21 protein-coding genes are annotated in these 20,253 nt (G+C 52.3%); all 21 read left to right on the top strand.

The window, feature by feature from the left end; all coding sequences use genetic code 11:
• The coding region (locus BLP63_RS14260; RefSeq protein ID WP_139159842.1) for a formate--tetrahydrofolate ligase at positions 1-722 on the top strand (722 nt) is incomplete at its 5' end.
• A 39-nt stretch (positions 723-761) separates the two neighbouring features.
• Positions 762-2,300, top strand: a complete 1,539-nt coding sequence (locus tag BLP63_RS14255; protein WP_092592742.1) for a dihydroorotase — start codon at positions 762-764, stop codon at positions 2,298-2,300.
• 122 nt (positions 2,301-2,422) lie between these two features.
• Positions 2,423-3,034: a cysteine hydrolase family protein gene (locus BLP63_RS14250; protein ID WP_092592740.1), complete on the top strand. Its 612-nt coding sequence runs from the start codon at positions 2,423-2,425 to the stop codon at positions 3,032-3,034.
• A 5-nt stretch (positions 3,035-3,039) separates the two neighbouring features.
• On the top strand, positions 3,040-3,597 hold the full coding sequence (locus tag BLP63_RS14245; RefSeq protein WP_092592738.1) for a UbiX family flavin prenyltransferase: 558 nt from the start codon (positions 3,040-3,042) through the stop codon (positions 3,595-3,597).
• 20 nt (positions 3,598-3,617) lie between these two features.
• A complete protein-coding gene (locus tag BLP63_RS14240; protein ID WP_242870928.1) occupies positions 3,618-4,976 on the top strand; it encodes a UbiD family decarboxylase in 1,359 nt (452 codons plus the stop codon).
• Between the two features lie 21 nt (positions 4,977-4,997).
• The gene (locus BLP63_RS14235) at positions 4,998-5,264 is read left to right on the top strand and encodes a BMC domain-containing protein (RefSeq protein WP_092592734.1); all 267 of its coding nucleotides are present in this window, start codon (positions 4,998-5,000) and stop codon (positions 5,262-5,264) included.
• A gap of 14 nt (positions 5,265-5,278) precedes the next feature.
• On the top strand, positions 5,279-5,656 hold the full coding sequence (locus tag BLP63_RS14230) for a hypothetical protein (protein WP_092592732.1): 378 nt from the start codon (positions 5,279-5,281) through the stop codon (positions 5,654-5,656).
• A gap of 27 nt (positions 5,657-5,683) precedes the next feature.
• Complete coding sequence (locus tag BLP63_RS17350; protein WP_330387173.1) at positions 5,684-6,109, top strand: BMC domain-containing protein; 426 nt, start codon at positions 5,684-5,686, stop codon at positions 6,107-6,109.
• A gap of 35 nt (positions 6,110-6,144) precedes the next feature.
• Positions 6,145-6,420 (top strand): BMC domain-containing protein, encoded by a 276-nt coding sequence (locus BLP63_RS14220; RefSeq protein ID WP_092592730.1) that lies wholly within the window; start codon positions 6,145-6,147, stop codon positions 6,418-6,420.
• A 47-nt stretch (positions 6,421-6,467) separates the two neighbouring features.
• Complete coding sequence (locus BLP63_RS14215) at positions 6,468-7,301, top strand: flavoprotein (RefSeq protein WP_092592728.1); 834 nt, start codon at positions 6,468-6,470, stop codon at positions 7,299-7,301.
• Between the two features lie 12 nt (positions 7,302-7,313).
• Positions 7,314-7,604: a EutN/CcmL family microcompartment protein gene (locus BLP63_RS14210; protein ID WP_092592726.1), complete on the top strand. Its 291-nt coding sequence runs from the start codon at positions 7,314-7,316 to the stop codon at positions 7,602-7,604.
• An 18-nt stretch (positions 7,605-7,622) separates the two neighbouring features.
• Positions 7,623-9,437: an adenine deaminase gene (locus BLP63_RS14205; RefSeq protein WP_242870927.1), complete on the top strand. Its 1,815-nt coding sequence runs from the start codon at positions 7,623-7,625 to the stop codon at positions 9,435-9,437.
• Positions 9,438-9,606: 169 nt separating this feature from the next.
• Positions 9,607-10,914: an NCS2 family permease gene (locus tag BLP63_RS14200; RefSeq protein WP_092592724.1), complete on the top strand. Its 1,308-nt coding sequence runs from the start codon at positions 9,607-9,609 to the stop codon at positions 10,912-10,914.
• A gap of 69 nt (positions 10,915-10,983) precedes the next feature.
• Complete coding sequence (locus BLP63_RS14195; protein ID WP_092592722.1) at positions 10,984-11,850, top strand: FAD binding domain-containing protein; 867 nt, start codon at positions 10,984-10,986, stop codon at positions 11,848-11,850.
• 18 nt (positions 11,851-11,868) lie between these two features.
• Entirely contained in the window at positions 11,869-12,351 is a 483-nt protein-coding gene (locus BLP63_RS14190; RefSeq protein ID WP_092592720.1) for a (2Fe-2S)-binding protein, read from the top strand.
• Positions 12,348-13,670 carry a xanthine dehydrogenase family protein molybdopterin-binding subunit gene (locus tag BLP63_RS17230; RefSeq protein ID WP_092592718.1) on the top strand — a complete coding sequence of 441 codons (1,323 nt, stop codon included), beginning with the start codon at positions 12,348-12,350 and terminating at the stop codon, positions 13,668-13,670. Before BLP63_RS14190 ends, BLP63_RS17230 begins: the two co-directional genes overlap by 4 nt.
• A complete protein-coding gene (locus BLP63_RS17225) occupies positions 13,663-14,691 on the top strand; it encodes a xanthine dehydrogenase family protein molybdopterin-binding subunit (protein WP_278278143.1) in 1,029 nt (342 codons plus the stop codon). Before BLP63_RS17230 ends, BLP63_RS17225 begins: the two co-directional genes overlap by 8 nt.
• A complete protein-coding gene (gene ade, locus BLP63_RS14175) occupies positions 14,684-16,465 on the top strand; it encodes an adenine deaminase (RefSeq protein WP_092592716.1) in 1,782 nt (593 codons plus the stop codon). Before BLP63_RS17225 ends, ade begins: the two co-directional genes overlap by 8 nt.
• 217 nt (positions 16,466-16,682) lie before the next feature.
• The gene (locus BLP63_RS14170; protein ID WP_170829478.1) at positions 16,683-17,615 is read left to right on the top strand and encodes a DNA-3-methyladenine glycosylase family protein; all 933 of its coding nucleotides are present in this window, start codon (positions 16,683-16,685) and stop codon (positions 17,613-17,615) included.
• Positions 17,616-17,620: 5 nt separating this feature from the next.
• Complete coding sequence (locus BLP63_RS14165) at positions 17,621-18,331, top strand: DUF554 domain-containing protein (RefSeq protein WP_207646480.1); 711 nt, start codon at positions 17,621-17,623, stop codon at positions 18,329-18,331.
• A gap of 320 nt (positions 18,332-18,651) precedes the next feature.
• The gene (locus tag BLP63_RS14160; protein WP_139159841.1) at positions 18,652-20,229 is read left to right on the top strand and encodes an amidohydrolase; all 1,578 of its coding nucleotides are present in this window, start codon (positions 18,652-18,654) and stop codon (positions 20,227-20,229) included.
• Positions 20,230-20,253: the final 24 nt, after the last annotated feature.

Here is a 20,253-nt window from a genome sequence, read left to right as displayed (position 1 = left end):
AGGCAGACCTGAAGCCAGCTGCGGCAGTAATCGTGGCAACGGTGCGCGCGCTGAAGAACCACGGCGGCGTGAAGAAGGCGGACCTTAATGTTGAGAACCTTGAAGCGCTGGCTAAAGGCTTCGCGAATCTCGAGAAGCAGATTGAGAACGTTCAAAAGCATGGTGTGCCTGCGGTTGTGGCCATCAACGCGTTCCCGCTTGATACACCAGCAGAGCTCAAGTTCGTCGAAGACCGCTGCAATGAGCTGGGCGTCAACGTCGTTCTGTCCGAAGTCTGGGCAAAGGGCGGCGAAGGCGGCGTAGAGCTTGCGAAGAAAGTCGTCGAAGTGGCAGAGAGCGGCAAATCCGCTTACGCGCCGCTGTATGACCTGAGCCTCACGGCAGTGGAGAAGATCGAGAAGATCGCAAGAGAGATCTACGGTGCGGACGGCGTAGAGTTTACGTCCAAAGCACTTAAAGATATCAAGAAGTTTGAAGAAGACGGCGTAGGTCACCTTCCAATTTGTATGGCGAAGACGCAGTACTCCTTGACAGATGACCCAACGAAGCTTGGAAGACCAAGCGGCTTCAAGATCACCGTGCGCGAAGTCAAGGCGTCCGTAGGCGCGGGCTTCCTGGTAGCCCTTGCGGGGGAGATCATGAGAATGCCTGGTCTGCCTAAGGTGCCATCCGCGAACCACATTGACATCCTCGAAAGCGGAGAAATTGTAGGCCTGTTCTAAACTATTGTCCAACCATTTAAAAGGAGGCGTCAAATTAACATGAAGTATGATTTAATTGTCAAGAACGCGCTAATTCCAGCAATGAATGGAAACGACACCCTGATGACCAATATCCTGGTCAAGAATGAGAAAATCGCAGGATTCCTGGAGTCTGTCGAGGGCCTTGAGGCAGAGCGTTATGTAGACGCTGGCGGAAAGCTTGTCCTCCCTGGCTGTATTGATTCCCACACGCACTACATGGATCCGGGCTTTACACACCGTGAAACCTTCCTGACTGGTACAAGCCAAGCAGCGGCGGGTGGCCTGACAACCATTATTGATATGCCTTGCTGCTCTTTCCCAAGATCTGTTCTGGATGTCGATTCCATGAACGAGAAGCTCGACGCTATCAAGCCGCAAGCTATTGTCGACTTTGGCCTCTGGGGCGGCGCAACGGGCGACATGGTTCGAGACGGCAAGCTCGCGGATGTCCAGGCTCAGGCTGACGCCGGCGTCCTCGCCTTCAAAGTCTATATGACCCCTTCCGTTCCAACCTTTAACCGCGTTACTGACCCTGAAATGCATGAGGTTTTCAAAGCAGTTGAAAAAACTGGCGTTGCAGTCGGCGTTCACGCTGAAAACTTCGCAATGTGTGACTACTATGTCAGAAAATATCAGGCAGAAGGTCGCCTGGACGGACCAGCATGGTCAGAAGCAAGACTCGAGCTCGCTGAAAAAGCAGCCATCCAGCTCGGGATCGCGTTCGCTGAAGAGACGGGTGCGCGTTACCACGTCGTTCATATGTCCACAGGTATGGGCGCAAGACTCATTGGAGAAGCTAAAAAGCGCGGCCTGAAGGTTACTTCAGAAGTTTGCCCGCACTATCTCGTCCTCAATGCGCCAGAAGCTATGTCAGAATACGGTGCTTACGCCAAAATCGCGCCGCCGCTCAGAACCACTCAAGACAACATTGAGCTCTGGGAAGGCCTCGCTAACGGCAGTGTCGACTTCGTCGCTACGGACCACGCGCCGTATAAGATCCAGGCCAACAAAGACAATGATGATGCCGCTGTTGAAAAAGACGCTCCTGGCATGAACATCTGGACAGCGTTCCCTGGCATCTCAGGCTCTGAGACAATGGTCAACATCATTATCAGCGAAGGCTACAATAAAGGCAGATTGACCCTTGAGAGAACGGTCGAAGTACTCAGCAAGAGCGCAGCAATCCACTACGGACTCTATCCTAAGAAGGGCTCTATGAACATTGGTTCTGACGCAGACCTTACGATTATTGACCTCGAAAAAGAGTGGGCGATCGACAAAGATGTTTCCTTCATGAAAAATAAATATACACCACTTCACGGATTGAAGCTTAAAGGCAAGGTCGCCCATACAATTCTTCGCGGCACTTCTGTTTATCATGAAGAGCCAAATGAAGTACAAGGCAAGATCCTCGTCGAGCCTGGCTTTGGTCAGTTCGTCAAGCGCCAGAGCATCCAGGTGCTTCCTAACAAGCTCCAGTTCGAGAACTACAAAGCGATTGGTGCTGACTTCTTCAACAACTATCACAGAAGAAACATCAACAACGTGATTGACTAAAATTTATACAAACCGCTTTGTGTTTGAACTCGGCGGGAGCGGCAGGCTTTTTGCCTGCCTGCTCTCACCGGATCACATAGGCTACTCAAAAATTATTATTGACAGAAAAGGAGACTGAAAAAATGCCAAGACATGGAATCGTCGTTATCGACATGCTCAATGACTTTATTGGTGAAAAAGCTATGCTGCGCTGCCCGGGTGGGGACGACATCATAGCGCCACTGCAAAAACTGTTTGCGTGGGTTCGCGAGCGCAACGCCCAGGGCAATGATGACATTCAGCTGATTCACATCCAGGAAGCGCACAGAAAGAACGACGCAGACTTTCGCGTTCGTCCTGTCCACGCTATCGCAGGCACTTGGGGCTCTGATTTCATCCCTGAGCTTTATCCAGAGGGCGAAGAGTACAAAATTCCAAAGCGCAGACACTCCGCGTTTCAGCACACAGACCTCGACCTTTATCTTAAGGAAGAGAACCTTGATACAGTCGTCGTCACTGGCGTCTGGACAAACGTCTGCGTCCGTTCCACAGCTGCTGACGCTCTTGCGAACGCATACAAAGTCATCACCCTCAGCGACTGTGTGGCTTCCAAAACGGAAGAAATGCACGAGCATGGCCTAGTCGACCTCTCTATCTTTACAAAAGTCATGACCCTTGATGAGTATATGGCTGCTTGGGAAAAAGGTGAAGATCCATGGCTCGGCGGCGGCGACGCTGAGAATAAAGTCGAGTAATTCACTTGACTAAACGGCTCATAATTGGCATTACGGGCGGCAGCTGCATGATCTATGCAGTTGCCCTCCTTAAGGCCCTGGAGCAGATGGGTGTTGAGACCCATGTCGTCGTTTCCAAAATGGGCGCTTACAACCTGAAGCATGAATGTGACTTCAGTCTGGAGGAGGTCAAGGCACTTTCTTCATACTATTACCAGAATGATGATTTGGCGGCCGCCATCGCCAGCGGCTCGTTCAAAACAGACGGGATGATCATTGTGCCATGCTCCATGAACACCTTGGCTGCGACAGCAAATGGCATCAGCAGCAATTTGATCCACCGCGCCGCGGACGTAACGATCAAAGAAGGACGTAAGCTGGTACTCGTAGCAAGAGAAACACCCCTCAGTGCCGTTCATCTCGAAAACATGTTGAAGCTTGCAAGACTTGGCGTAACCATCATGCCGGCATCACCGGGATTTTACCATCTTCCTGAAACCATTGCCGACATTGTGGACATCATGGTCGGGCGGATCCTCGATCAGCTTGACATAGATTCGAAGCTGTATGAGCGCTGGCATTAAAACTATCCCCTCACGAGGAGGTGCTGCATTTGGAAAAACAAATGCTCAGAGCGTGCCTCGGCAAGCTTCGGGACCAGTATGGACTCCTGGAGTGCAATGTTGAGGCGGACCCAAAATTTGAAATAGGCGGCATTCTTGAAAAACTGGGAAACACGACGCCTGTACTCTTCAATCGCGTCAAGGGACATAAAATGCCTATCATAGGCGGTATGTTCGGCGACCGGGAAATGTTTTATGATTTCACGGGAACGACCCGGGAAGAGCGCATTTTCAAGTATATGAACGCAGTCAACCGGACAATTCCCCCAAGACTGCTTTCTGATGGTCCGGTAAAAGAGAACATAATAACGCGAAATATTGACATTGGCAAGATCTTCCCGCTTCCGACATTTCACGAGCTTGACTCATCCAGTTTTATAACCGCTGGTGTTATGGTTGTTCGTGACCCGGATGATGGCAAGATCTATACGTCTATTCGGCGCTTTCAATTTAATGGTGGCAATAATATCAGCGCGCTGGTGACGTCGCCCTTTTTAAGTGATAAAATAAAGCAGGCGCGTGCGCAGAAAAAGAATCTGGAAGTCGCAGTGGTGCTGGGCTATGATTATTACTTCTGTTTAGCGTCGCAGCTGGGCAGTGATTTGTACGGCGTAGACAAGTATGACTATGACGGCGGACTCAGAGGTGAGCCTCTTGACGTTGTCAAATGTCATACCATAGACCTTGAAGTACCTGCCTATGCGGAGATTGTTATTGAGGGTGTCATTCCGTATAACGAGGAAGTGACGGAAGGGCCGTTTGGTGAGCTCATGGGCTATTATGGCTCTGTAGCCAAGCATCCTGTCATCCGCGTCAGCGCGGTGATGCACCGGAACCAGCCAATTTTCCAGATTTCAGCACCATGCAAGGAAGAACATCTGAGCAACGGACTCATTCGCGACATTGAAGTCTACGCCCACGTTTCGCGAATCGTCAAAGTCAAGGATGTCAATGTGACCATAGGTGCGGGCTGCAGGTTCCATGCCGTGGTTTCCATCAACAAGAAAAGTCCTGGGGATGGCAAGGCAGCAGCCATTGCTGCTCTTGGCAGCAGTAAGGATATCAAGCATGTCGTCATTGTGGATGATGACATTGACGTCTTTGACCCGGGAGACGTAGAGGGGGCAATTGCCGCCCGCGTACAGGCATCAAAGGATGTCTTCATCATAGCAGGCGCGAATGGGACGGGACTTGATCCTTCACATCTGCTTGAGATGACGTCAGACAAAGTCGGCATTGATGCGACCAAACCTCTTGGAGAACTCGGCAAAGGCTTCGAAAAGGCCCGTATTCCAGGGTATGAAAGCATTGATCTGAAGAAATTTTTCCCCAATCTATAAGCGTTGGAGGAGGCATAATACATGAAGAAAGCACTCGGATTTTTTGAAGTCCGTAGCCTTGTCGCCGCCATCTACGCTGCGGATGTCATGGTTAAAGCAGCCAATGTCGTAGTTAAGGATTTCAACGTTGTTGGATCCGGCGTTGTTGCGGTTATTATCGAAGGGGATGTCGCGGCTGTCAAAGCAGCCGTCGAAGCCGCCAGAGAAGAAGCGGGCGGCATGGGACAGGTCATTGGCATCAACGTGATTCCGCGGCCTGAAGAGGGCATGGACATGCTCTTCAACTGATGTGAGGTGTTGAAATGGCAAATATTTTGACGAAACAAATCATGGACCATATTGTTCAAAAATGTGCCAAAGACCTTGTGGACGCTTCACCTGGGACAAAAGAAGCTTCCGGAGTCTCGTCCAGCTCGCATCTGACAGAGCGTCAAGCGGCAATGCTGTCTGATATTTTAAACAAGAAAGGCCAGGCAGCGGACAGAACCAGTGACAGAACCAGTGACAGGGCCACTGACAGAAACACTGACAGAACGGTCAAGGCCATGGATCTGAACGCGGTAGCTCAGGCAAGAAAAGGCGGGCAGACCAAAGCTTCAAAACCGGTAGCAGATAAAAACTCAAACGTCGTCCATGGTCGGGCAGTATCGCTGGACGAGCTGCTTGGTCGTCTCAAGTAATCGATTACGTCCCATGGAGGTGTTAATGTGAAAACTGGAGGAGCACTTGGCTTAATGGAGACCGTAGGGCTGACAACGGCCGCGGCTGCCCTGGACGCAGCTATCAAAGCGGCGGAGGTGCAGTGCGTCGGTGTCGAGAAAGTCATAGGTGTCGACAAGATCATCAGTGTGACCGTCAGCATTGTCGGTGATGTCGCAGCCGTTCAGGCTGCTGTAGACGCAGGGGTTATGGCTGCCAGCGCTGTTGGCAAAGTCGTTTCATCCCACGTCATACCGCGTCCCCACTCTGATGTGGACAAGCTGATTGAAATGTTCAGAAAAGATAAAGGTGAATCGCCTCAGGAGAAGGCTCCGGAGGAACTGGATGAAGCTGCGGCAGACAGCGGGCTGAAGTCGGAGACTGAAACGTCATCTGAGGAGCCGTCTGAGGATCTCCGCGCTCGACGCGCGTAAACACATAAAAAACCCACATTTGAGGAGGAAAAAGTATGAGTCAGGCATTGGGATTAATTGAAACTAAAGGTCTCGTAGGCGCAATTGAAGCAGCAGACGCTATGGTTAAAGCAGCTAACGTTACAATCGTAGGATACGAAAAAATTGGCTTTGGTCTCGTTACAGTTATGGTAAGAGGCGACGTAGGTGCTGTCAAAGCTGCTACGGATGCAGGCGCAGACGCCGCTGCCCGCGTTGGCGAGCTGTTCTCTGTCCACGTTATTCCTAGACCGCACTCTGAAGTTGAGCGCGTCATTCTCGGCAACGTTTAGAGTGAACTCAGCGGCTGATTCATCAGCCCTGAAAGGGAGGTATCACATTGTCCAATAAAGAGCTTATGAAAAAAGTCTTTCAGGACATGGCGCTCCCGGTCTTTGAAGGCTCGTCCGTTAAACCGGTCGACCTGGAAGCTTCGGATCTGAAAGACCGTAAAATTACTGTCCTTCTGCTTGGCAGTGACATTTCCATGGACAGTGCATTTAAAAGCCTCGTAAAGCTCAGAGAAAGCGGTTATTTGCTGACGGTGGTCATGTCTAAGGCGGCAGAGCATCTGGTGGGCAAAGATACGGTTGAGTCAGTGGTTCAGCCCTATAGGCTGATCACGGGCGACTGTTACGAGGGTGTACAAGGTCTGGTCCGTAATACGGATGTTGTCATTTTGCCGAATCTGACGCAGAATACCCTTGCCAAAGTGGCAGTGGGTGTTCAGGATGATTTTCCATCCATGCTGCTATGGCAGTTTTTACTGCAGAAGGTTCGAGTCATTGTCAACACGGATTCGATTCGACATGCCTGGTTTTCCATTGATGGCAATCCAAAGATGAAAAAAGTCATGGAAGGTCATATCAAAACGCTAGCGGAATACGGTGCCTCAATAATCGAGCATCATGATTACGACTCGGTTCTCATGAGAGATCAGCTGCCGGCTTCCAAGAGGGGCAGCGCTGGTAATTCTGAGGTGAGACCAAGGCACCAGAAAAGCAGTCTTACAGTCAGCGAAGAGACACCTCGCGTGATCACGGAAGCGTGGCTCAGGTCGCTCTCAGCCACGAACCGTCAGATCGTCATTGAAAAGGGCATGATGATTACGCCCCTTGCGAAAGATCTCGCAAAGTCTATGGGTGTTGAAATCGTCGACAAAAGGCAGCGTTAGGGGAGATTACAGGTGAAAACAGCCATTGTCATTGGTACGATTGTTGCAACACGAAAGGAAGAGGGCCTTGTCGGGAGCAAGCTCCTTCTGACACAGCCTGTGAACATGAGCAAAGAACCCATTGGTGAACCGTTTATTGCTGTGGATACAGTGGGCGCGGGCATTGGTGAGTTTGTCATGTATTCAACAGGCACTGCATCAAGAAATGCCGCCAACAAACCAAAATCCTCTATAGACGCCGCAATCGTTGGTATTATAGACGGTTACGACATACGGACGGATTTGTTCGACGATAAAAAATAAGGTGGTGACACATCCGACATGATGGATCCAAAGCTGATCAAACAAGCAATGGAGTACCGCCAGATGATCGACGCTCTCATGGGAGATTTCGAATTCGCAGACGTCGTCCTTCTGAACGGTAATATTGTCAACGTCATCACGAGAGAAATATATAAATCCGACCTTGCGATCAAGGGAAAGTACATTCTCGGCGTCTGTGACTCAGACAAGCTGATCGGACCCAAGACACTCGTGATAGACGTTACCGGCCGCTACCTCGCGCCGGGCTTTATTGATTCACATATGCACTTTGAGAGTTCCATGCTGACGATTTCAGAGTTTTCGAGACTTTCGATCCCGTCTGGTACGACGACGCTGGTTGCCGACCCTCACGAGATTGGGAACGCCCTTGGCGGCGTAGGCATGAAAGCCATGGCAGACGAAGCGGGCGTCGTCCCGAACCACGTCAGTCTCGTGGTGCCTGCACTGGTACCGGATTGCCCGTCGCTCGAAACCGCTGGGGTGGACATTTCCTCCAAGGATATGGTGGATCTCTTAAATTATCCCAACATTATAGGCGTTGGTGAGCTCCAGGGCTTCAGCAACGCTCAGCACGTGTACAACAATACGCCTGACATCATTACAGACCTCGTCGCTTCCACGACTTATGCGAGAAGCATTGGTAAAGTTGTGGATGGCAACGCGCCGGAGCTGTTTGGCCGGGAGCTGGCAGCCCATATCATAGCGGCTGGCGGCACGTGCTCCTGCCATGAGACAACCACTAAGGCTGAGTCTGTCGAAAAGCTCCGCCAAGGCGTCTACGTCTTTATGCGTGAAGGTTCGACCCAAAAGAACATGGCGGAATGTATCCGGGCTATTACGGAAGAGAAAATGGATTCGAGAAGAGCGGTTCTCGCGACAGATGACATGGTTGCGGAAGACCTTGAAAAGCTCGGTCACATGAATGAAATAGTCAAAAGAACGATTGCCCAGGGTGTCAATCCGGTGGAAGCGATTCAAATGGTCACCATCAACCCGGCAACTTACTTTAAGCTGGAAGACCGGGGCGCGCTGCTTCCGGGCAAACTGGCGGATATTGCTGTCATCAGCGACCTTCAGAACATGGTCGTCGACGCTGTCTTTATTGATGGCAAGCTGGCTGCGGCCAACGGCGAAATGCTGATTGACATTCCTAAATACACTTATCCTGATACCGTAAAGAATTCTGTCAAGTTCAAGACCATGTCGGCTGCAGATCTTGAAATCAAGGCAGAAGGCTCTAAAGCCAAGGTCAATGTCATAGGTCTCATTCCAGACCAGAACCTGTCAGATGCCCTCGAGGCGGAGTTGCCGGTGAAAAATGGCGCTGTCCAGGCGGATACGAAGCAGGACGTCGTTCCACTGATCTGCATTGAGCGTTATGGACGTAACGGAAACATCGGCAAAGGCTTTGTGAAAGGCTTTGGTATTGAGAACGGCGCCATGGCGGAATCCATTGCCCACGACACCCATAATCTCCTCGTCATGGGGACAAACTATAATGATATGGCCATTGCGGCTAACCGCGTCAAGGAAATTGGCGGCGGGATCGCCCTCGTTTCAAATGGCCGCGTGATCGATGAGCTCAGACTGCCGGTGGGCGGACTGATCACGGACGAGCTAACGGGTCATGAAGTCAGTGACAAGATCCGGGAGCTCGAGGACAACGCGAGAACGAAGCTGGGCTGTAAGGTCCACGCGCCGTTCATGCACCTGTCCTTCCTGGGGCTGTCCACGAGTCCGAAGTGGAAGATCACGGACATGGGCATTGTCGACGTCGAGAACTTCAAAGTACTCAGCGCAGTTCAAGAATAGGAACCTTGAAAATACAATTGAATGTAGTTAGTGCCCGGTAAAACCATTACAGGGCACTTGCCGCAATTTCTGCTTTTTATTGTTTTTCATTTTTCAAATCATACAATTCCAGAGGTAAGGAGGGTAGATGTAAAAACTCTTTTTTACAAATCATGGGGGGTAACGAAAAATGACCAATAATTCAGGATTTTTCGAGAAGTTTTTTAAACTCTCGGAGCACGGCACCAACGCAAAAACTGAAGTACTTGCAGGGATCACCACATTCATGACCATGGCGTACATCTTGATCGTCAACCCACTGATCCTGGCTGACGCCGGCATGGACTTCGGCGCCGTCTTTACGGCGACCGCACTCGCTTCACTCGTCGCAACGCTGGTTATGGCTTTCTACGCGAACCTGCCGTTCGTACTCGCGCCAGGTATGGGCCTCAACGCCTTCTTTGCCTACACGGTCGTCCTGACCATGGGCTACTCCTGGCAATTCGCGCTCACTGCAGTTTTTATTGAAGGTATTATTTTCTTAATTCTCACGTTCTTCAATGTGCGTGAAGCCATCATTGACAGTATCCCACAAAATATTAAGAAAGCGGTTTCTGTTGGTATTGGTCTGTTCATTGCCTTTATTGGTCTCTACAACTCCGGAATCGTCATTCAAGGCGCTGGCGTTCCTTTATCACTGGGTGACTTTGTCGCCAACCCTAACACTCAGGTTGCCCTCGCAGGCCTGGTCATCACCGGCGTGCTCCTGGCGCTGAAGGTTAAAGGTGCAATTCTCCTCGGTATTATCATCTCTACCATTCTTTCCATTCCTCTGGGCGTCGCTCAGCTTCCGGGCTCCATATTCAGCATGCCGCCGGCTATGAACGTCTTCGCGTTCGAGTTCGACAAGATTCTGACGGCGGATATGTGGATCGTTCTCGGTACGTTCCTGTTTGTCGACATGTTCGACACGATTGGCACACTGATTGGGGTTTCTACAAAGGCAAACATGCTGGACGAAAACGGCAAGCTTCCAGGGGTCAAGAAAGCGCTCTTCGCGGACGCGATTGGTACGACTTTTGGCGCTATGGTAGGTACTTCCACCGTTACGACTTACGTTGAGTCTGCATCCGGCGTCGCTGAAGGCGGCAGAACGGGTATGACCGCTCTGGTCTCCGCGGGTCTCTTCTTCGTAGCACTCTTTATTTCACCACTTTTCATCATGATTCCAGGTGCCGCTACGGCGCCGGCGCTGATCATTGTCGGTCTCTTCATGATGTCGCCTATCAAGGAAATTGATCTGGATGATTTCACGGAAGCAATTCCGGCGTTCCTGACCATCATCATGATGCCGTTTGCTTACTCGATCGCGGAAGGTATCGTTTTCGGTATCGTTTCTTACGCGCTGATCAAGACGCTTGCAGGTAAATCCAAAGAAGTTCCAATTGTCACTTACGTGCTCGCCGTGTTGTTTATCCTTAAGGAAATCTTCGCATAGAGCGTGTATCCGGAAAATGCCCCCACGCGCTGCTTGGGGGCATTTTCTTTTTAGGAGGTGTGAGATCAGATGAAAGTGGAAAAAGTCATCAAGGCCTTTTCTCTGAAGGAAGCTCTGGCAGCTTTGAAGGAAAATGAGGGAAGGGCAGAGCTGATCGCTGGAGGTACGGATCTTCTGGTCAAGATCAGGGAAAATCACAACAAAAAGCCAGTTATTGTGGACATTTCGGATGTGCCGGAATGTCGGGGAATCCGCTTTGAAGCGGACTATATTGCCATAGGTGCCTGCGCGAAGTATAGTGAGCTGGTAGAATCTGACCGGGTCATGCGTCAGCTGCCGGGTTTATGGGAAGCTTCAAAATCAGTAGGGGCGCCGCAGATTCAAAATCTTGGAACCGTGGGCGGCAATATTGCCAACGCTTCTCCAGCGGCAGACGCTGTTCCGCCGCTGCTGGCTATGGAAGCGCTGCTTGAAATTGTTTCGAACGAGGGCTGCAGGACAGTGGCGCTGAAGGATTTCTTCAAGGGCAAAGGCCAGGCGGACCTGAATGAGGGGGAAATCATCACCCAGATTATCATTCCAAGGCCGGGGTCCGCGCATATCAACGTTCAGTTTGAAAAGCTGGGGCTTCGCAATGCGCTCGCTATTTCGCGGCTCAGCGCGGCGGCAGCGGTTGAGCTGAGCGAGGATAAGGTCATTGAAAAGGTTTGTGTCGCGTCTGGGTCCATTGGTCTGACGGGCATGAGGGAGCCTGAACTGGAAGCGTTTCTGACAGGCAAAAAGCTGGACGAAGCTTTAATTTCGTCTGCCTGCGACCTGTTCTCCGAGGTGGTCAGCAGCCGTCTCAGTGGTCGGGGTACAATGCCGTTTAAGCGTGAAGCTGTTCGTGGCGTCTTTGGCAATGCACTGAAAAAAGCGCTTCGGGCATCGTTATAGCAACAGGGGGGCAATATCATGATAACGTTGAATTTGAATGTGAACGGTAAAGACCATAGGCTGGAAATTGAAGATCATATGAGGTTGTTAGATGTCATACGGGGGCCTCTGGGGCTCACGGGGACAAAGGAAGGCTGCGGGGAAGGCGAATGCGGCGCCTGTACGGTCATTTTGGACGGCAAGGCTGTAGATTCGTGCCTGGTGCTCGCGGCCCAGTGTGAAGGGAAAAAAGTCGTGACGATTGAAGGGCTTGAGACTGAAAATGGCCTCGATCCTGTTCAACAGGCGTTTTTAGATAACGGCGCGGTTCAGTGCGGCTACTGTATCCCAGGGATGGTGCTTTCGGCGAAGGCGCTTCTGGACAAAAACGCAGCGCCAAACGATCAGCAGATCAAGGAAGCCATCAGCGGCAACCTCTGTCGCTGTACGGGCTACGACAAGATGGTGAAGGCCATCAAAACCGCGTCTGAGGTCATGCAGGAACGGGGTGAGAAGAAATGAACACCTTAAAATCTGTAGGCCAGCGGATTCAGCGCAAGGATGCCCGGGCGAAGCTGACCGGGGAGGCGCTCTATCCTCAGGACATTGAAATGGAAAACTGCGTCTATGGGGCAACCGTCAGGTCAGAAATTCCCCATGGCTTTTTTACACTGGATCTGTCCGAGGCTGAAAAAGCGCTGGGGGTGATCCGGATCTTTACGGCAGCGGACGTGACGGGACACAACGTACACGGGGTTCTGTTCAAGGATCACGAGGTTTTATGCGCGAAAAAGGTCCGCCGTGTTGGGGATCCCGTGGCCTTTGTGGTTGCGGAGACTCAGGCGCAGGCAGACGCGGCGGGTGCCATGGTCAAGGTGAATTACGAGCCATTGCCAGCGGTATTCGACCCCAAAGAGGCTATGCTGCCAGATGCACCCCAGGTTCATGACGGCAAATCCAATCTGATTTACCACTACAAGTGCCGCCGGGGGGACGTGGCCAAAGGCTTTGAGTCATCCGCAGTGGTCATTGAGCGGGAGTACGTTTCACCTTTCGTGGATCACGTCTTTCTTCAGCCGGAGAGCGGTCTCGCTTATATGGAAGGCGACAAGGTCGTTGTGGTGGCGTCCACACAGTATCCGCACTTTGATCAGATTGAAGTGGCAGAAGCTATTGGCTGGGAGCTGGAGCAGGTGGTCATTCTGAATCCTGTCGTCGGCGGCGCCTTTGGCGGACGCGAGGACATCAGCATGCAGATTCACCTGGCACTGGCGACGATTGCCCTTGGCCGTCCGGTGAAGACGACCATGGCCAGGGAGGAATCCTTCTATGCCCATTCCAAACGGCACCCGGTTTATATGCGACTTAAAGTTGGGGCGGCTGAGGATGGCAAGCTTCTGGCGCTGGAAGCGGAGCTTCATGGCGACACGGGGGCCTATGCGTCCTGGGCCATCAACGTCATGCGTAAAGCTGGTGTTCACATCACCGGTCCTTATGAAATCGAAAATGTTCACGTGGACAGCTACTCCGTCTACACCAACAATCCATATGCCGGGGCTATGCGGGGCTTTGGGGCGACTCAGGTGCCAGTGGCGTATGAGCAGCATATGGACATACTGGCGGAGGCATTAGGCATGACGCCTTATGAAATCCGCATGAAGAACCTTTTTAGAGTGGGTTCAGTGACGGCGAACGGTCAGGTGCTGACGGAGTCGGTGCCGCTTGAAGAATGTCTCGAGATCCTGAATCAGGCTATGAATGGCAGTGATGCTGGTGCCGGTGCCGGGGCGACTTCTGCGGCGAAACCGGGTAAGCAAACGGAGGTGGCGGAGCATGCTTAAGCGCGGAAGAGGTATTGCACTAAGCTGGTACGGTACGGGCTACGGCAACGGCTTCCCGGATGTTTCCGTGGCGACCGTGGAGCTCGCGGAAAATGGTGAGGTTTTACTTCGCGTTGGGGCCACAGAGGTTGGTCAGGGGGCGAAAACCATAATGCCCCAGGTATGCGCGGAAGTGCTGGGTATGCATTCTGACCAGGTGCACATGATCTGCGAGGATACCAGAGAGTTTTTGGATTCCGGCACAGCGGCGGCCAGCCGTCAGACCTATAACACTGGAAATGCGGTCCTGAAGGCGTCGGAGTCTTTCAAAAAGGCTTTGCTGGAAGAGGCGCGCGTCAATCTTAAACTCAATTCTACTGCAAGCCTCGAAGTGGAAGATCAGAAAATCTGGTTGCCCATTTTTCCGAGCCGCCAGACGACCTTTGGCGAAATCGCAAAGCAATTGAAGTCTGAGGGCCGCGTGCTGGCGGTGACGGAATCGTTTACGGCTCAGACTGTAGGCATGGACCCGGAGACGGGGGAAGGGGTGCCTTACTGGCCATATACCTTCAACGCCTATGGCACGGAGGTCGAGGTGGACACAGAGACGGGAAGAGTTCAGGTGCTGCAGGCCTGGTGCGTGCAGGACGTGGGCAGGGCTATCAACCCGGACCTGGTGGAAGGGCAGATTGACGGCGGTTTTGTTATGGGCCTTGGGTACACCCTGTACGAGGACCTGGGGGTCAAGGACGGCGTCATTAAGAATAACAAGTTTGCGAAATATATAATTCCAACGGCTATGGATATCCCGGCGATTCACAAGTATATTGTGGAGGACCCGGAGAATACGGCACCTTATGGGGCGAAGGGTATTGGCGAACCGACCATGGTGCCGGTGGCCCCTGCGATCCTGAACGCGATCTATGACGCGATTGGGGTCCGGATTTATACCCTCCCTGCGACCCCGGACGTTGTTTTGAAAGCCATAGTTGAGGACAGAAAGGCGAAGGCTGCCGCGAAAGGGGCCGGTGCCAATGGCTAAGGTTCAGGACTTTGGTGGGGGACTGGGCCGGGCTGAACGCCCGGCCCAGAAAGCGAGGATCAAAAGCCGCATAGACGTGGCCAGCGGCCGGGTCAAGGCGGACCTCGTCCTGAAAAACGCGCGGATTGTCAGCGTCTTTACGGAGGAAATTCTGGAAGGGGATGTGGCCATTGTGGGCGGTGAGATCGCCGGCATTGGCCAGTATGAAGGGGTCGAGGAGATTGACCTCGGTGGCCGTTACGTGGCGCCGGGGCTCATTGACGGCCACGTGCACATTGAGTCCTCCATGGTGACGCCGGCGCAGTTCGCGAAGACAATCCTACCCCGGGGTACGACGACTATAATAGCGGATCCCCATGAAATTGCCAACGTCTGCGGTCTTGGCGGCATTCAGTATGTGCTGGACAACAGCGAGGCGGCGCACTTGCCGCTGGACGTCTTTGTCATGCTGCCTTCCTGCGTGCCGTCCACATCCTTTGAAAACGCCGGTGCGAAGCTGCTGGCGGCGGATCTGGAAACACTGATTGACCATCCCCGGGTTCTGGGACTTGGGGAGATGATGGACTATCCGGCGGTGGAGAGCGCCTCGCCGGAGGTCATAGATAAGCTGGCGATTGCTGATGGAAAGCTCATTGACGGTCACGGCCCCGTCATCAAGGACAAGGGGCTCAACGCCTATGTGGCGGGAGGCGTCCGAACAGAGCACGAGTGCACCACCGTGGAGGAAATGATAGACCGCCTCCGTCTGGGAATGTATATTCAAATTCGCGAGGGCTCTGCAGCCCGCAACCTGGCTGAGCTGGTGGCCGGGGTCAACAAGGACAACGTGCGGCGGATCTTCTTCTGCACGGATGACCGGCACCCGGGGGACATCCTGGTGGAGGGCCACATTGACAACAACGTCAGGCTGGCGATCTCCAGGGGCCTGCCGCCCATCACCGCCATCAAGATGGCAACGCTGAACGCTGCAGAAGCCTACCGCCTCTATGACCGCGGCGCGGTGGCACCGGGCTATCAGGCGGATCTGATCGTTTTTGACGATCTGAAGGCGTTTAATGTTGAAATGGTGTTCAAGGCGGGCCGCTTAATGGCGGAGCGGGGCAAGGCACTGTTTGAAGTGTCGGAAATTGTTTCTGATGCGGTTGTGAACACGGTGAATTTTAAGCCGGTGTCGACCGAGGATTTGAAAATTCCTATGGAAACCGACTTTGCCCGGGTAATCCGGCTGCTGCCACATTCTCTGGTGACGGAGAGCGCGGTGCGCAAGGTGGTCACAGAGGATGGCTATTTTAAGTATGATGAGCGTCTGGATATATTGAAGCTCCTCGTCATTGAGCGTCACCACGCCACAGGCAATATTGGGCGGGGCCTGGTGGAAGGCTTTGGCCTGAAGGACGGCGCCATTGCCACAACCATAGCCCATGACAGCCACAACCTGATTGTCATAGGGGATTCCAACGAGAATCTGATGGCGGCTATTGATGAGATTCGCCGTATTGGCGGCGGGATCGCCATGGTCAAGGGTGGCGAGGTCGTGGCCTCCATGCCGCTTCCAATAGGCGGACTGATGTCAGATGAGCCTATTGAGCTGGTGGATCAGAAGCTTAAGGATTTGCTGGAAGTAGGCTACAGTCTTGGCGTCAAGCGGGTCTATGATCCCGTAATGACGCTGGCATTTCTGGCGCTGCCGGTGATTCCGGAGATCAAGCTGACGGATGTGGGACTGTTTGATGTTAATAAGTTTGAGTTTGTACCATTAAGCGTGAAAGAGTGATAGAGGGACAGCAGGGCGCCGGTGGGTGCCCTGCTGTTTTGTGGTTTGGGGGAAGCAAGTGGCATATGGGGCAAGTGGTGCCTGGGAGAAGCGGTTTGCGTTGGGCCGGGCTCCTGTTCCCTCAAGGTCATGAGGAAATTGTATCAGGTAACTTTTCCCTTCTTGCAAATTCTGGTTAAAAACGTTACAATTTCTTAAGATGTGTGAGGTGGATAGAATGACGGTCCTCGAAAGCAAGGTGGAAAATTCAGCAGCTGCTGAGGGCATCAGGCTGCCCGGCAAGTACTTCAATCTTGAAAAAACCTTCGAATGCGGTCAGGCGTTTAGATGGCGCAAAATTGATGTCGCGGCTTTGGGTGAAGCAGAATCAGGATTTGAAGGTGTCGCATCCGGTCGGTATTTAAGAGCCCTGCAGCTCGCGGGGGATGTGATCCTCGAAACCTCCCAAGACGATTATGAAAGCTTCTGGAAGAGCTATTTTGACCTGGAAACGGATTATGCGGCCATTGAGCAGGTTTTACTGGAAAGGGATCCGAGCTCAGCCATGGCCTGCGCAGCAGAATTTGGCAGGGGCATCCGTATTCTCAGGCAGGACCCCTGGGAAATGGTTATCACCTTCATCCTCTCAGGCAATAATAATATTCCAAGGATCAAGGGAAGTATTGAGGCGCTCGCTGACCGGTTCGGCAGTGAAATTACGGAGGCTGGCAGCGCGCGGGTTCCTCATGAGAAGATGAAAGGATTTCCAGCACCGGAGATCTTGGCGGGACTTAGTCTGGATCAGTACAGGCAGGCTGGAGCAGGGTATAGGGATCAGTATCTGCTGGCTACGGCACAAAAGGTGGCCAGTGGTGAGGCGGACCTTGAGGCCTGGGGGCATCTGGAGGACACAGCGCTAATGAAGGCGCTGCTGACGCTTCCGGGGGTTGGAGAAAAAGTCGCGTCATGCATCATGCTGTTCGGATACGGACGCAGGGCAGCGTTCCCGGTAGATACCTGGGTCGCGAAAATGATGCGGCAGCTGTATTTTAACCACGAAGCCAGCGCCAGGGAAATCAAGACTTTCGCAGAGTCGCGTTTTGGTGATCAGGCAGGGTATGCACAACAATTACTGTTTCATTGGGGCAGAAATTCAGAGATGGAGGCGTAAGCAGTATGATTTTGTCAGGTACAATTGCAAATGCGGTGGCGGTATTAATTGGGGGCGTTTTGGGCCTTTTGATTGGAAAGCGGATGCCGGAGAAGTTTGGTCAGGCCATCATCAAGACCTTGTCCCTGGGGGTTATCATTATAGGAATTTCAAGTGCTTTGACGGAGTCCAACATTTTGGTGGTGCTTCTGAGCCTGGCGCTGGGAACGGCCATTGGTGAAGGGATCAATATTGAGCAAAAACTCGAAAGTATGACCCATGCCGTTGAGCGAAGATTTATCAAAGGAACTGGCGGATTTACAAAGGGTTTTGTCACCGCGACATTGCTTTTCTGTGTGGGATCCATGGCAATCATGGGGGCTCTTGAGGGTGGCTTAAGCAACAGTCACCAGACCTTGTACGCGAAATCTGTCATTGACGGGATTGTTTCAGTGATTTTCGCGGCGACGCTTGGGGTTGGCGTTGCGTTTTCGAGCATCAGCGTCTTGCTGTACCAGGGAATTATTGCCCTGACGGCAGGGTCGGTAAAGGATTTTCTTAGTCCGGAGGTTATTGGCGCTATGACGTCTGCCGGCGGTATGCTGATCATGGCGCTGGGCTTTAAAATGCTGGTGGATGCGGACCTCAAAGTGGGGAATATGCTTCCGGCGGTATTTTTGCCAGTGGCGCTTGTGCCGTTTTACAACTGGGTCGCGGGTTTGATTGCGGTACTGTAGGGAAAGTGGGCGGAATTGGTGTTCAAGGGCCTGTGAAGAGGGTCTTGGATATCGATTCCTTTTTTTTGCAATTTGAGTGATGGTAAAAAAGATAACTCTTTTTTACACTGAATGGTGATTCTGGGGCTGTAATGTTGACGCAACTTAATTTCGTTACTTTCCCAAAGATAGTGAAACCCAAGGTTTCAGCGATTGGAACGATTTTTGGAAAACCTGTGGAAACTTGGCGGGAATTTTGCATGCAATATTAACAAGAAACAATTCTGGGGGAGTGTTGCATAGTGCTTGACCATCTCTTTTTCAACGGTAGGATTCAATCTATGGATCATGAGGAAACTTTGTATGAAGCCATAGGCATAAAGGACGACAAACTTGCGTTTCTTGGAACCAACCAGGAAGCAGAGCGCCTGGAAGCGCTGAGGCGTATTGACCTTAATGGGAAGCTCGTGCTGCCGGGTTTTGTGGATACGCACCTTCACATTCTTGAGTACGCGGTTTCCAAGATCACAGCACCATTTTTTGACTGCACCTCCGCGGAGCAGGTTGTAGCGCGGGGCAGAGAGTATGCTGAGAAGCAGGGGCCTTACCGCGGGTGGCTGCTGGGCTGGGGCTGGAACCAAAACAGCTTCACCGGGGAAAAAAGCTTCATTACCAAGGCGCTGCTGGATCAAGTCTCGACAGAGCTGCCGGTAGTCTATACCCGGGTATGCGGACACATAGCAGTGGCCAACAGTGTTGCTTTGGAGAACATAATGAAAATGGAGGAAGCTAAGAAGCTCAGCGCTTATATTGATCCTGAGACTGGCGTTCTGCAGGAGAGCGCGGCATTTCTTCACAAGCTGCTGCTGGAGCCCCTGACGGAAGAGGCTGTCACAGCGCTGATGACTATGGGACAGGCGGAGCTCAACAAAGAAGGCATCACTTCGATCCACTCCACAGACTTTATGGGCATGCCGGATGGGCAGTGGCGTCAGGTGGTGCATGCTTTTAAAAAGATGGATAGGGAAAACGCTTTGACAGTCAGGGTTTATGAACAGTGTCTGTTTAATAGTATAGAAGAATTTCAGGCCTTTCTTTCTGAAGGTTATACGACTGGAGTGGGCAGCCCCTATTTTAGAGTGGGTCCGCTGAAGCTGTTTACAGATGGCTCTCTGGGTGCCAGAACGGCTTTGCTTGAGCTGCCGTACAGTGATGATCCGAAAACTTGTGGAATTCAAAGCTTTGAAACGGAAGCGCTGAGAGAATTCGTGAAGCTGGCAGATCAAAATAGGATGCAGATCGCGGTGCATGCGATAGGTGACGGCGCGATAGCGTTGACTGCAGGCCTACTTTCTGAGGTAATAGAAGCGCGCAGGGAGGCCGGCGAGGCTCTCAATCCACTGAGGCACGGTATTATTCACGCCCAGCTCACAACGCCAGAGCTGCTGGGAAAAATGAAGCGAGCGGATCTTGTTGCCTACATCCAGCCTATTTTTGTCCCTACGGACATGGGCAGTGTTGAAGCGAGGATTGGCCGTGAGCGCATGGAGAAAGTCTATGCCTGGAAATCCATGCGGGATATGGGTATTCGCACAGCGGGCGGCTCTGACGCGCCGGTGGAAAGCTTCAGTATTTTGGGGAATATTTATGCTGCCGTTGAGCGGGCGGACCTGAGCGGCGTGCCTGAGGGCGGGTGGCTGCCAGAGGAAAAGCTTTCTGTCATGGAGGCCGTGCGGCTGTTCACTTCTGACGCGGCATATCCATCCTTTGATGAGGACCGTCTTGGTACATTGGCGGTTGGGAAGCTTGCTGACCTTGTTGTCCTTGACAGGAATTTGTTTGATTTGAAGAGCAGGGAGATTCTTGAGGCCAAGGTCGCTATGACTATGGTTGGCGGGCGTGTGGTTTATAAGATGTAATTTGGTTGGGGACAGGCACCCGTG

Source organism: Acidaminobacter hydrogenoformans DSM 2784 (assembly GCF_900103005.1).
In the GTDB taxonomy this organism is placed as follows: domain Bacteria; phylum Bacillota; class Clostridia; order Peptostreptococcales; family Acidaminobacteraceae; genus Acidaminobacter; species Acidaminobacter hydrogenoformans.
The sequence above is the reverse complement of the archived record's forward strand: the minus strand, read 5'-3'. Positions and strand labels throughout refer to the sequence as shown.

Bases quoted from the DNA above. Each gene is read 5' to 3' on its own strand.
- BLP63_RS14205 (WP_242870927.1), top strand. From the start codon at position 7,623: ATGATGGATCCAAAGCTGATCAAACAAGCAATGGAGTACCGCCAGATG.
- BLP63_RS14160 (WP_139159841.1), top strand. From the start codon at position 18,652: ATGGATCATGAGGAAACTTTGTATGAAGCCATAGGCATAAAGGACGAC.
- ade (WP_092592716.1), top strand. From the start codon at position 14,684: ATGGCTAAGGTTCAGGACTTTGGTGGGGGACTGGGCCGGGCTGAACGC.
- BLP63_RS14230 (WP_092592732.1), top strand. From the start codon at position 5,279: ATGGCAAATATTTTGACGAAACAAATCATGGACCATATTGTTCAAAAA.
- BLP63_RS14190 (WP_092592720.1), top strand. From the start codon at position 11,869: ATGATAACGTTGAATTTGAATGTGAACGGTAAAGACCATAGGCTGGAA.
- BLP63_RS17225 (WP_278278143.1), top strand. From the start codon at position 13,663: ATGCTTAAGCGCGGAAGAGGTATTGCACTAAGCTGGTACGGTACGGGC.
- BLP63_RS14170 (WP_170829478.1), top strand. From the start codon at position 16,683: ATGACGGTCCTCGAAAGCAAGGTGGAAAATTCAGCAGCTGCTGAGGGC.
- BLP63_RS14220 (WP_092592730.1), top strand. From the start codon at position 6,145: ATGAGTCAGGCATTGGGATTAATTGAAACTAAAGGTCTCGTAGGCGCA.
- BLP63_RS14165 (WP_207646480.1), top strand. From the start codon at position 17,621: ATGATTTTGTCAGGTACAATTGCAAATGCGGTGGCGGTATTAATTGGG.
- BLP63_RS14250 (WP_092592740.1), top strand. From the start codon at position 2,423: ATGCCAAGACATGGAATCGTCGTTATCGACATGCTCAATGACTTTATT.
- BLP63_RS17230 (WP_092592718.1), top strand. From the start codon at position 12,348: ATGAACACCTTAAAATCTGTAGGCCAGCGGATTCAGCGCAAGGATGCC.
- BLP63_RS14235 (WP_092592734.1), top strand. From the start codon at position 4,998: ATGAAGAAAGCACTCGGATTTTTTGAAGTCCGTAGCCTTGTCGCCGCC.
- BLP63_RS14195 (WP_092592722.1), top strand. From the start codon at position 10,984: ATGAAAGTGGAAAAAGTCATCAAGGCCTTTTCTCTGAAGGAAGCTCTG.
- BLP63_RS14255 (WP_092592742.1), top strand. From the start codon at position 762: ATGAAGTATGATTTAATTGTCAAGAACGCGCTAATTCCAGCAATGAAT.
- BLP63_RS14200 (WP_092592724.1), top strand. From the start codon at position 9,607: ATGACCAATAATTCAGGATTTTTCGAGAAGTTTTTTAAACTCTCGGAG.